The sequence below is a fragment of the Streptococcus sp. 27098_8_22 genome (assembly GCF_041432415.1).
Classification (GTDB): Bacteria; Bacillota; Bacilli; order Lactobacillales; family Streptococcaceae; genus Streptococcus; species Streptococcus pseudopneumoniae_M.
In genome coordinates, this window is sequence record NZ_JAPVZP010000012.1 from 1 (window position 1) to 12,417 (window position 12,417).

Below are 12,417 nucleotides of genomic sequence, written 5' to 3' on the forward strand. Positions count from 1 at the left end.
TATACCATAGATTCATATCTCCAATATGTTTTCGATTATACTTTTCTTACTTTTTTATATTCTCAAAAACTTTTTGAACAGACTCATAAAACCTTTTCTTCAATAACTAAATATGTGGAATTCTATCTATCGGTAACAACGCACCAAAAATGGTGCGTTTATCTTTTTTGTGCTATAATAGAAATAAATAAAAGGAGGAGTTATATGATTGGAGAAAATATAAAAACGTTACGTAAAACACAGAATTTAACGCAACCTGAGTTTGCAAAGATTGTTGGTATCTCTAGAAATAGTCTGAGTCGTTATGAAAATGGGACAAGTTCAGTTTCAACAGAATTAATAGATCGTATCTGCAAGAAATTTAATGTTTCCTATATCGATATTGTAGGGGAGGAAAAAATGCTCACACCAGTAGAAGATTATCAGTTAACTCTGAAAATTGAAGTGATTAAAGAACGAGGGGCGAATATCTTAGCGCAACTTTATCGTTTACAAGATGAACAAGGAATTGCATTTGACGATACTTCTAATCCTTGGGTACTAATGAGCGATGATCTTTCTGATTTGATTAACACGAAGATTTATCTTGTAGGAACTTTTGAGGATGTAGAGCGATATAATGGCTATTTGGATGGCATTGAACGTATGCTAGAACAAGCTAGTCATCTAGTGGTGGCTTAATGAAACTAGAAGAATTTAGTCAAGATGATTTTGAACGAGCATCCAAACGACTCGTTCGTTCTTTAACTCGTGGTAAAATAACTTCGTCTCAGCCCAAGGCTATCTTGCTCGGTGGACAGAGTGGTGCTGGTAAGACAACGATTCATCGTGTGAAACAAAGGGAATTCCAAGGCAATATCATTATCATTGATGGAGATAGTTATCGTTCTTTTCATCCGAACTACCTTGACCTACAGGAAAAGTATGGAAAAGATAGTGTGGATTATACCAAGGTTTTTGCGGGAAAAATGGTTGAATATCTCGTAGATGAATTGAGTAAACAAGGTTATCATTTGTTAATCGAAGGCACCTTGAGAACAACAGAAGTCCCTAGAAAAACTGCACAATTATTGACAACTAAAGGTTACCAAGTCTCACTTGCACTGATTGCGACCAAGCCTGAATTGTCCTACCTTAGCACCTTGATACGTTACGAAGAGCTCTACGCCATAGATCCTAGTCAAGCGAGAGCGACTCCTAAAAAGCACCATGATGGAATTGTAGAACATTTAGTTGATAACTTACGAGAGTTGGAAAAGGCTAAACTTTTTAGACAAATTCAAATTTATCAAAGAGATCAATCGTGCGTTTATGATTCGCAAGTAGATCAAATCTCAGCATCAGAAGTTCTACACGAATGCCTATTTGGAAAATGGAACAAGGTGGAAAAAGAGATGTTGAAGATGGGACAGGAACGGTTGAGAGAATTAATGGAAATGAAAAAAGGTATAATTGATGGAAATTAAAAAAATCTATATTCAACATTATCGTTTATTAAACGATTTCTCTTTAGAGTTGAAAAATGATTTATCCTTGATTGTGGGTAAAAACAATTGTGGCAAGACTTCGGTTTTATCTGTATTAGAAAAAATATTCAATAAAAATTCCAATCACAATTTGGTATGGGAAGATATTAATTTATATCATAGGAGGGAAATCTTTGAGAATATAAAGAGAGTCTCTGATATTCCTGATTCAGAATTATCGTCTATTTTAGGGATTAATCTTCAAATTTGGATTCAATACTCAGAATCAGATTCTTATCAAAATATCCAAGGATTTATGATGGATTTAAATCCCGAAAATAATTTTATTATTCTTGAATTTTCGTATATAATTCCTACTCAAAAGCTTCGCGAGATAAGTAGTTTGACTTGTGATTTTGCAGATGATTTTTCAAAATTTGAATCATTTATGAAGAAAAATCTGAATAAATTTTTCGAAATACAGATTTATTCACGTGGATATAATCCTATTACTCAAGAAATGACAGAAGAAAAGTCTGATTTACATGAAATGAAAGATGTTCATAAAATTATTAAAGTAAGAGGGATTAGTGCTAGTCGAGAAGTATCTAATAAAGAAAGTAACCATTCATTATCTAAGACATCAAATCGATTTTATAAATTAAATAATGGCGAAGAAATTAACAGTAAAGCAAATAATTTACTACAATCTGCTATTTTAAAGGCAGATGAAACTTTAACCAGAGCATATAGTGGTGATGATAGCGTCGAAGGAATTTTTACTTCAGTCTTTGAACGCGTCAAAAGATTTGGTGGAAATGATAGTGAATCAGAGTTAGCAATTCATTCATCACTGTCTGAGAAAGATATTTTAAGTAATAATACGACACTGTATTATAAGCATGACGATAGTCTATTACCTGAAACATATAATGGTTTGGGATATTTAAATTTATATGGAATCATTTTTGAAATTGAAACTTTAATGGCAGATATAAAAAACGAACCTGCTGATATTAACCTAATATATATTGAAGAACCAGAATCACATACACATCCACAATTACAGTATATTTTTATCAAGAATATTAAAGATTTGCTAAAGGAACACAATGATGAACTAAAAGAAAGTGGAGATTTTAGTTGTATTCAAACTTTAATTACAACTCATTCCTCTCATATAGTTTCTGATTGTAACTTTGATGATCTAATTTATTTTAAACGTGATAACGGCACAGCAGTATCAAAGGCTTTTAATTCATTGAAAGAAGAATATGGTGATGAACAACTAGGATATAAATTTGTAAAGCAGTACCTTACTCTCAATAGTAGTGAATTATTTTTTGCTGATAAAGTCATTTGTGTTGAGGGTGATACAGAAAGGATTTTAATTCCTACGATGATGCAAAAGGTAGATACAGCCAATCCAATAAATCAAGCTTCTAATACAATGCCATTGCTTTCTCAAAATATTTCAATCATTGAAACAGGTGCTCATTCACAAGTGTTTAGGAAGTTATTTGATTTTTTAGGAATAAAAGTATTGATAATTACGGATATTGATCCAGCGAATAAAAATGAAAATAATCGCTTGACTTCTTGCTCAGCAGTAGCTGCTACCTCTACGACAAATACTTCAATTAAAAGTTTTTTTGATATTTCTGGGGATGAAGTTTTTTCAATAGTAGCCCAAAAGAGTTTTGCAGAAAAAATATCATCAGATGATAGAATTCGTATTGCATATCAAATTCCCGAAGATGAAAATGGTTATCAGCCTGCTAGTTTTGAGGATGCTTTTATCAGTTTAAATAAACAATTCATTATTAATCAAAAAGCTGGTCTTATCAAATTTGAAGCTTTAAAAGATTTTGATGATAGTGAAATAGAAGATTTCTATAAATTTGCTAGGGATAAAGTGAACAAAAAATCTGCATTTGCATCAAGTTTATTATATTTTGAAGGTGAAGAAAATACCTGGAAAGTACCTAACTATATTTCGGAGGGATTATTATGGTTGAGAGAACAGTAGAACCGGAGGTAGGAAAGGTATTTGAAGTAATAAAACAAGGTCAAAATTTTATACTTGAGGGTGGTGCTGGGAGTGGGAAAACTTATTCATTAATTTCCATTATTGAAAAAATATCTAAGGAAGAACCAAAAAAATCTATTGTATGCATTACTTATACTAACAATGCTGTTGCAGAGATTAGATCTAGAATCATTAATGATAATTTACGGGTTTCAACTATTCACGATTTTATATGGCATGTCATTGAAAATTTCCAAAAAGAGATTAAAGAATGTCTTGTTGAGTTAATAAATGATAATGAACAAATCTTATTCGTTGCTCCAAAGGAAGTATTAGGTGAGGAACTTATTTCGCTTGATTATTTTGATGGTGTTCGTGTTGAATATACTGAATGGTATTCTATGAGCATAACTGAGCAAAATAAAGTTCAAATAAGTCATGACCATGTTCTTATAGTTGCTGAAAAAATGTTTTCTAAATATAAGAAGTTGAGTGATATTTTAAAGGATACTGCAAACTATATTTTTGTTGACGAGTATCAAGATACGAGTTCCTTAGTTGTAAAAATTTTATTAGAGCATCTCAGAAAGAGTACTAGAGATAATATTGTAGGTTTTTTTGGAGATTCAATGCAGGCTATCTATGACTCAGGAGTGGGAAACATAGATTCCTATGGTCTTGAAAAAATACAAAAAAATCAAAATAGACGTAATCCACGAAAAGTTATTAATTTAGCAAATAAATTTAGAAGCGATGGATTAGTTCAGATTCCTTCTAGTGATGTAGCGGCTCCAAACATGAATAATGGTAATGTAATTGAAGGGACGGTGAAATTCATTTATGGTGATGGAATTACCCACCTTGAAGATCTTAGAAATAGCGAACTATTTAAAGAATTAGAGTTTGATATACCACAGAAAACAAAGGAATTGCGATTAACACACAAACTTAATGCAGAAATGGCTGGGTTTTCTAAACTATTTGAATTGTATAATTCTGATTTGCTTGTAAAATTAATTACAGATATGAAGAAAAAATTTAATGCAAGTGAGTTAGTTGATAAAGGAAAATCTTTTGAAGAATTAGTAGAAGAAGCTCAAATTGTTGTTAGAAAGGGAGGTCCATTAATAATTGATATTGTCAAATCTATTCCAGAACTTTTAGCCATTTACGAAGAAATTAAGACATTTTCGTTTGAAGAAGTGATTAGTAAGAGTAAAGTTAATAAAGATTCTTTATTGGCCTATAAATTTAATGGTTTAAGTAGTAGATATGAGGCGGGTACAGATAGAGATAGGATTCTTAAAAGATTAGATCTAATCTTTGAACTAATAGAACTATATAAAATAGGTAAGCATAACGATTTTTTGCGTATTACTTGCTTTAAAATAACTTCGTCTGCTGATAAAATTAATCTATCTAAAATTATGAAAGAAATCTCTGATAGTGATATTACAATTGGAAAAGTCATAAAACTTGCAGAGAGAACTGGATTAATTTCAAAGGACGACTTATTTACTAATTTTATAGAAAATAAGGGCTATTATTTATGGTTACGCCTTGAGAAATTACCATTTCAAGAATATGTAAATAGTATTGCTTATCTTAGAGAATATGTATCTGTCATAACTCAGCATAAGGTTAAAGGCAGTGAATATGAGAATGTCTTAGTTTTGTTAGATAATGGAAGATGGAATCAATATAATTTTAATTCTATATTTGGTAAAGGTTCATCTAATGAGAAGGTTCAAAACAGAACTAAGAAACTATTTTATGTTACAATCACTAGAGCAATAAAAAACTTAATTGTTTATATGCCATGTAATGACCAACAGATTCTTGAAAAAGCTAAAGATTATTTTGAACAGAGTGATATTGTTAATGTTCTGTCATTAGTTAAAGAGTAAATAAACTTTAACAATTGTTGAACTGAATGTTGAAGGAGAAATTATGATTACATTGGAAAATGATTTACTTGAATTTGATATTACAGGTGTTCTAGGTTCTGAAATTAATCAGCACATTGATTTTTATAATACCGGAGTAGAAGAAACTTATGTGGCAATAAAAAATAAAGATGACAGTACAGCACTGTCCATTTTAAGAATATTAAAATCACAACTAGATATGGAGTATGAGTATTTTGATTCTAAAAGGTTTTGGGATTTTGGTAAATTAAATGATGCTTACAGTTATGTTGATGGTATAAATAGAGCTAGTCGAGCATTGGTGGGAGCACCCAATTATCGAAATATGAAATCTATGCTCTATGACATTCAAGATTATATGACTAGAACAAGATTTGACGATGATAGGTATTATGGAAATGTATTCGCTTTAGCTGTTGACAAATATTTAGATGAGATGACAGCCTCGGGACGTCATTCGCGTTTTGGAATATTCCTTCAAGGGATTAGAACGTTTTACCATCGACCAGGAAAAGGTACAGCAAAACAATGCCTTACTCTATCTAAAGGTCTCGCTCTTAAAGATATAGAACCTTTTATCTTCGTAGAGGAGAGATATTTGTGATAATTTATAATGCATTCCGTATATCAAATGTACAAAGCAATAACAATTTAAATGGTGTGAACTTTTTGGTAAAATCTAGCTCAATTCGTGTATTTTTAGGGTAAAATTCACACCATTCAACTGAAATTTATTCAAATTAGATGAAATTCTGTTTTCTATAAATGTGGAAAAATATTGATTTTAAAAACATCTTGAAACTTATTTAAATAGAAATGTTTCCAGCCAGGTCTTAAGAAAGCTCGTAAAGCATCACAGTTCTCAAAACGTTAATCGAACCGATTATATCAACGTTTCAAAGCACTCAAAAGTTTACCTTATGGGTGCTTTTTTCGTGTTTTTTTGAAAAGTTTACCTTATTTTCACCTTATTGTTTTAGAGACTTTAAAGCAAATTCACCTACTGTCATAGGAACTACATTAGAAGTATTTACATAAATCTGTGTTGTTCCTGTGTCATTGTATGTTAGAGCTTCTGAAATAGCTTCTAAGCTCATTCCTGCTTGTCTAGCAAGCGTTGCTCCTGTATGTCGCATTTTATGCGGTGTAGCATGTGCCAGTTCTTTATGTCGCTCTCTGATGCTTTTCATTTTATCGTTTAGATAGTCAGCATGTAAAGGCTTGTTGATGTTTCCTCTAGTGTCTATATAAGTAAAGACAAACTGTTCAGGTAGTATGTCTTGCATGCTGTTTACTTCTTGTCTCTTGTTTTAGGCTTTGAGATAATAGCGACAACAGAAGTAGTTGTGGATTATTTTTGTGAATGTTCAAATTAATCATTAGAAAATTGTTGGCAGTTGAGAGCTCTAAGTAAATTATTTTGATACAATTTATGGTCGCACATAGATAGTATGTCACAAAAGAAACTACGGCTCGTTAAAAATTTCATTTTTTCAGAGATAGGTCTCTTTTTACATGATTTACCTATTAATATTAGTAAATGTTAAGGATAAGTATTCTTTCTATTTTTTGGCGAATACCGGCTTTTTTGTCACAAATGAGTATCAACATCTTTCGAATGGAATAGTTGACAATTGTTTTTAAGAATTATACTATTAAATTGAATAGATAAGGAGTTGATTTGATGCAAGAGAAAATGATTGATTACAAACAAAATATTTACCAAGAGCTATCTCGCTTAACAAAGGGGCTAGGAAGTGAGAAGCGTCTTGATATTTTAAATATATTATCACAGGGACCAAAGACAGTTGAGGGAATTGCGCATGCGACGGGTCTCTCTGTTGCCAATACTTCGCGCCACCTTCAGGTTTTAAAAGAAAGTCACTTGGTGGTGACGAGTCGAAATGGTAATTTTATCCGTTATAGCTTGGCTTCTGAAAAGGTTGTCCAGTTAGTCCTTCTGTTATTTGCCGTCGGTGAAGAACAGTTAGCAGAAGTCAGAGCGATTGAGTCAGACTATGATGAGGCAGCTGGTGTTCCTCAGATTGAGCTCGCTAATGCAATTGAATTAGCAGCTAAGACAGATGCTCTCCTACTTGATTTAAGGCCTGTTGAGGAGTATGAGGCAGGGCACTTGCCAAAAGCTCTTAATTTACCAATCGATGAGTTTGATCAAAAAAAAGCTCAGCTTCCCAAAGAGAAGACCATCATTGTTTATTGTCGCGGGCGCCAATGTGGCTATGCTAACCTAGCAGCACAGGATTTACAGAGTTTGGGCTACAGTATCTATAGTCTCAATCGCAGTTTTGCTGATTGGAAGTGGGGTGCATCTTCTCGTTCATAACTTGAGAGTGGGACAGAAACCGGTAATTCGTTAGAATTCGATTTCGTCGTCCCACCTCCGCACAGTTGAGTAGGCCTGTAAAAGCTGATGAAATCAGCGTAGTAGAGCCCACTCAACCACTGCGTCTTTCTCGACAATCCAAAAACAATTGAGAGGCTAGAACTTTTGTCCCAGCCTCTTTTCTTATAACCGGAGACTCGTGAGCAAAATCTTTGCAAAATAGATTTAGTGTGTTATAATTCAACTATTCAATAAAAAAGTTGAATTTCTTTTTTACTCAACTTATTCAACAATTTTATTGAATTACATCTTTGAAATACTTCTTATTTAGTATCTCAAAGAAACTAAGTGATACAAATTGGATTTTTAGAAGGGCTAAGTTAACCTTTTTGAAATTCATTCTTTTATGCTTATGCTATTCAATTATATGATTGAATAGAGGCGTTTTATTTTAGATAGGAGTTTTTTATGACGACACAACTAACAACCGAAACATTTGCGAAATCTATCCAAAATGGGGTAAGTTTTATCGATTTTGGGGCGCAGTGGTGCCCACCTTGTCGGATGATGGAGCCAATAGTGGAAGAACTTTCACAGGACTTTGACGGAAAAGTAACGATTGCTCAGGTGGATGTGGACCAATCACAAGATCTGGCCAATCTCTTTGGCATTCGTTCTATCCCAACAATGGTGATTTTTAAAGATGGCAAACCCGTTGATGCTCTTGTTGGTGTTCATCCTAAACAAACATTGATGGAAAAAATCCAAGCACAGTTATCATGAGGTGATTTATGTATGATGCAATTATTGTAGGTTCAGGACCTGCAGGGTACACAGCTGGCATTTATTTAAGTCGAGCTGGTTTGAAAAATCGATTGATCACAGGCTATTCTGAGGGTGGTCAATTAACCACCACAACCCTCGTAGAAAATTATCCAGGTTTTGAAAACGGGATTGATGGCAATGAATTAGTCCAAACAATGCGCCGCCAAGCAGAACAGTTTGGCACCGAAATGACCTTTGGATTTGTTCAAAAAATTGAAGGCGAAAAGTCTCCTTTCGAGGTACATCTGGATAATGGTGAAATCATTGATACCAAGGCCGTTATTATCGCAACAGGCTCTAGCGCTAAATACCTAGGGATTGAAGGCGAAGAAGAGGCCGTCGGAAAAGGTGTCAGCGCTTGTGCGACCTGTGATGCTTTCTTCTATAAAGAGCGTGAAGTCCTTGTAGTTGGCGGGGGTGATGTCGCTATGGAAGAAGCCCTCTATTTGACACGCTTTGCATCGAAAGTGACCGTTGTCCATCGCCGCAATGAGTTACGCGCATCTGATATTATGGCCAAACGGGCTCAGGCAAATGATAAAATTCATTGGATGTTAAATTACACGCCTATCAAAGTTGCATCTAATCTGATGGGAATGACTGGTTTGGATGTTCGTAATAATGAAACAGGTGATATTGAGCACATTCAGGCTGACGGTCTCTTTGTGGCCATTGGTCATCAACCAAACACCGCTTTTCTTGATGGAAAATTAGCATTGGATGATAAAGGCTATATTCAAACACAGGCAGGAACAGCAAAGACCTCTGTTGCAGGTATTTTTGCAGCTGGTGATGTGCAAGATCCAAAATACCAACAAGCCATTACTGCAGCAGGCAGCGGTGCCATTGCTGCCCTAGATACATTGGCCTATATTGATAACCTATGATGAAATCAGTCACGTCTAGTATCGAATTAGAAGAACTGTTAGCCAAACATCAAAATCTAGCTCTTCTTGTTTCAGGAAATCAATGCAGTCTATCGTCTCTTGAGCAAAAAGAACTCATAGACACGGCTGAACGAGAGCATTTGGTGCTTTACCAAGCAGATATTTTTCAAGTGCCCCGTCTCATTTCTTTATTTGGCATTCAGCCTACACTGACGAGTTTATTAGTCTTTAAAAAGGGTCAATTGGTTGATAAGAAAGAGGTTTAAATGGCAAGAAAAGCTTTGATACAAAGGAAAAAGAAGGCTTACCCGGTTCAAGAATACTCACGCTGTTTAGCATGCGGTCGCCCGCATTCGGTCTACCGCAAGTTTAAACTTTGTCGGATTTGTTTACGCCAGCAAGCTTACCAAGGTGTCATTCCTGGGTTGAAAAAAGCTTCTTGGTAGTGGAAAGAAAGGAAGGAAGAAATATGGAAATTAGTTACTGGTCAGATATTGCCTGTCCATTTTGTTACATTGGTGCTAGTCGGATGAAGCGTGCTATGGCAGCTGTTGGTTTAAACCCGGAAGATTTGACAATGAAAGCTTACCAGCTAAATCCCAATGCGCCTTTAGAAACAAGTGAAACCATGCTCACAGAGTTTGCTGCCAGTCACGGTATGACCACTGAGCAAGCTAAAGCTCAGTTTGCGCACATGGAAAGTATGGGAAATGAAGAAGGGCTTCGTATTGATATGGCGGGGATTATCCCAACCAACACCTTTTCAGCTCACCGTCTTATTAAATGGTCGCAGGAGTATTTAGATAAAAAAGATCATCAAAATTTCATTACGGCCTTGTACTATCTTTACTTTGAAGAACATGCCAATATTGCGGATCATTCTGTGTTACTAACTGTTATCAGTGAGTTCGCTCTACCACAAGAAGAGGCAGCGCAGGTACTTGCTGGAGATGCGTTTGCTGACGAGGTCAAACGCGATATCTTAGAAGCCCATCAGTCAGGCGTTCAAGGTGCACCTTTCTTTGTTCTGAACAATAAGTATGGAATTTCAGGTGCTCAGCCTTATGAATACATGTTAGCGGTACTAAAACAAATTCAAGCAGAGGAAGGAGCACAATAAAATGATAGATACCCCTTTTCAACTACTAGACAGCAATTCAGAAGAGACAGGCTTAGTTTGTGGGATTGATGGCTGCAGCATAGAGTCCTCAACACAGCCGTTAGAAACTACCTCTCAGCCATTAGAAAAAAGCAGTCATTAGGAGGACAGAATGGAAAAACAAAGAGTAGAAGCCTTGTCAGATGCTATATTGGCCATTATTGTTACAATTATGGCCTTGGAGTTACAGTTACCTGAGGAATTGATAGTAGGACTTAGAAGCATGCTACCCATGCTTTTTATCTACATTACTAGTTTTTTGCAAATCATGGCAGTCTGGCTATATTATCATGAACTCTACAAATTAGTAGATCATGTCAGCTTTCGTTTATTTGGAGCCAATAGTTTTTGGCTTTTAACAGCTAGTTTTGTTCCCTTAGCGACTCGAGGGATTGGACAGCATTCCGCTAATTTTGCCTTTCTCCTGTTTTACCTCATCGTTCTTGCCCTTTGGGATGTAGCTTGGATAATCATGACAGCAATGGTGATCAAGACGAGTCAAAGACCGTTATCAGCTGAAGAAAAAAAGATACCTTATCGGTGGGCACTATTATATGGATTGCAGCTAGTGATCATATTATTAGTTGGTTATCTTTTTCCAAATCTCATTCCTATTGCCCCGCTACTGATGATTGTTAATGTTATCTATGGTTTTTTAAGCAACAAATCTTGAAAAAGACTAAAAATAATGGCTAAATAGCATCGGTCATAAAAACCAGGTCTTAAGAAAGCTCGTAAAGCTTCACAATTCTCAAAACGTTAATTCGTTGCTGGGAAGCACAATACAAACGAAAATACTTTGCAACTTGCAAGGTGTTTTTTGTATGAGAACTGGCGGTACACAATTAGGCTAGATCTAGCGACTTTAGTCGCATAGAGATATGCTATGCACAGTTGCCTCAAGAAAACAAGTAGAGCGATGTTTGATTGGATGGCAACCACTATATAATGGAAATATCTAGAAATGTCTATTATAACCAAATAAAAAAGTTTCAGGAAAATAGTTGTTTTTTTGCTATAATAACACTATAAAAGGAGTTTTTATGAAATTTAGAATGGCTATAAAATATCGAATGTCATTTAATTCTGTCAATAAATTGTTGTAATGCATAATGTGTTGCAGACACAGTATTAAGTCCTTTAGGAATCAAAGGTATAAAGACTAAGTGTTTCGTAAAGATTTTAGATAGAACTAATTTAAATAAATATATATATAGGGGTTAATGTAAACTACAATACAGGAACAGTATACAGTAGTTTTTAAAAGTACATGCGTTTAAACATAAAGCAAAAATTGGGCCGATTACCCAGTGAAGTTTTGATAGATAAAAAGATTATTAATAGTAATATTAGAGGAGTTTATGGTATTTTTTCCTGCGATAAAAATAAAAAAAAAATAAACATTGTCATTATATTGGGAGAGCTGCGGATATAAGATGTCGTTTCTTTGATGCTGGTGGACATTTTCATAATTTTATTTGGGGGAACACATCAAATAAACAAGTGACAATGAAGCTTACGGAAAACATTATAAAAGATATTTTAAAAGATGGAAAACTAGTTGAAATTGAAGTGATAAAAGAAGTGCCATATCAGTTTGATAATTATTACAGAAATATGCAAAGGTTAGCATATGAGGAATACAAAGTTATAGAAGAGTATCAAGTGAAAAATGAAGCATTACATCAACTCCCAGAAGGTAATTGGATAAAACAATGTAAGTGGCAAGAATTAAAGAATATAAAATGAATATGGAGATTTTACACATTTGTTGGTGTA

Annotated in this window: 13 protein-coding genes and 1 pseudogene; 13 read left to right on the plus strand and 1 reads right to left on the minus strand. The window is 34.4% G+C overall.

Annotation, left to right across the window (positions count from 1 at the left end):
- The first annotated feature begins 204 nt into the window (after positions 1 to 204).
- From pezA to O3633_RS09545, 5 genes are read left to right on the plus strand one after another with little or no spacing between them, the layout of a single operon-like run.
- Positions 205 to 681, plus strand: coding sequence for a type II toxin-antitoxin system antitoxin PezA (pezA, locus tag O3633_RS09525; protein WP_049530591.1), 477 nt, complete (start codon positions 205 to 207; stop codon positions 679 to 681).
- The gene (gene pezT, locus O3633_RS09530) at positions 681 to 1,466 is read left to right on the plus strand and encodes a type II toxin-antitoxin system toxin PezT (RefSeq protein WP_049530589.1); all 786 of its coding nucleotides are present in this window, start codon (positions 681 to 683) and stop codon (positions 1,464 to 1,466) included. Before pezA ends, pezT begins: the two co-directional genes overlap by 1 nt.
- Positions 1,456 to 3,495 (plus strand): ATP-dependent nuclease, encoded by a 2,040-nt coding sequence (locus O3633_RS09535; protein ID WP_049530588.1) that lies wholly within the window; start codon positions 1,456 to 1,458, stop codon positions 3,493 to 3,495. Before pezT ends, O3633_RS09535 begins: the two co-directional genes overlap by 11 nt.
- Entirely contained in the window at positions 3,477 to 5,402 is a 1,926-nt protein-coding gene (locus O3633_RS09540) for a UvrD-helicase domain-containing protein (protein ID WP_371621129.1), read from the plus strand. The genes O3633_RS09535 and O3633_RS09540 overlap by 19 nt, the downstream gene beginning before the upstream one ends.
- Before the next feature lie 43 nt (positions 5,403 to 5,445).
- Entirely contained in the window at positions 5,446 to 6,027 is a 582-nt protein-coding gene (locus O3633_RS09545) for a hypothetical protein (RefSeq protein ID WP_371621130.1), read from the plus strand.
- A gap of 364 nt (positions 6,028 to 6,391) precedes the next feature.
- Here O3633_RS09545 and O3633_RS09550 read toward each other — a convergent pair.
- Positions 6,392 to 6,694 (minus strand): annotated as a pseudogene (locus tag O3633_RS09550) (tyrosine-type recombinase/integrase); the annotation flags it as partial.
- Between the two features lie 413 nt (positions 6,695 to 7,107).
- Here O3633_RS09550 and O3633_RS09555 point away from each other — a divergent pair.
- The 8 genes from O3633_RS09555 (at position 7,108) to O3633_RS09590 (ending at position 12,387) form a co-directional block, all read left to right on the plus strand.
- Entirely contained in the window at positions 7,108 to 7,767 is a 660-nt protein-coding gene (locus O3633_RS09555) for an ArsR/SmtB family transcription factor (protein ID WP_049530583.1), read from the plus strand.
- Between the two features lie 468 nt (positions 7,768 to 8,235).
- Positions 8,236 to 8,550 (plus strand): thioredoxin, encoded by a 315-nt coding sequence (gene trxA, locus O3633_RS09560; protein WP_049530582.1) that lies wholly within the window; start codon positions 8,236 to 8,238, stop codon positions 8,548 to 8,550.
- 8 nt (positions 8,551 to 8,558) lie between these two features.
- Positions 8,559 to 9,479, plus strand: coding sequence for a thioredoxin-disulfide reductase (gene trxB / locus O3633_RS09565; protein WP_049530581.1), 921 nt, complete (start codon positions 8,559 to 8,561; stop codon positions 9,477 to 9,479).
- Positions 9,476 to 9,745 (plus strand): hypothetical protein, encoded by a 270-nt coding sequence (locus O3633_RS09570; RefSeq protein ID WP_049530580.1) that lies wholly within the window; start codon positions 9,476 to 9,478, stop codon positions 9,743 to 9,745. Before trxB ends, O3633_RS09570 begins: the two co-directional genes overlap by 4 nt.
- Positions 9,746 to 9,925 (plus strand): type Z 30S ribosomal protein S14, encoded by a 180-nt coding sequence (locus O3633_RS09575; protein ID WP_000101265.1) that lies wholly within the window; start codon positions 9,746 to 9,748, stop codon positions 9,923 to 9,925. It abuts the gene before it with no gap.
- 23 nt (positions 9,926 to 9,948) lie between these two features.
- The gene (locus O3633_RS09580) at positions 9,949 to 10,599 is read left to right on the plus strand and encodes a DsbA family oxidoreductase (protein ID WP_049530578.1); all 651 of its coding nucleotides are present in this window, start codon (positions 9,949 to 9,951) and stop codon (positions 10,597 to 10,599) included.
- A 151-nt stretch (positions 10,600 to 10,750) separates the two neighbouring features.
- Positions 10,751 to 11,311, plus strand: a complete 561-nt coding sequence (locus O3633_RS09585; RefSeq protein WP_371621131.1) for a TMEM175 family protein — start codon at positions 10,751 to 10,753, stop codon at positions 11,309 to 11,311.
- An 836-nt stretch (positions 11,312 to 12,147) separates the two neighbouring features.
- The gene (locus O3633_RS09590; RefSeq protein ID WP_371621132.1) at positions 12,148 to 12,387 is read left to right on the plus strand and encodes a hypothetical protein; all 240 of its coding nucleotides are present in this window, start codon (positions 12,148 to 12,150) and stop codon (positions 12,385 to 12,387) included.
- The last annotated feature ends 30 nt before the right edge of the window (positions 12,388 to 12,417 follow it).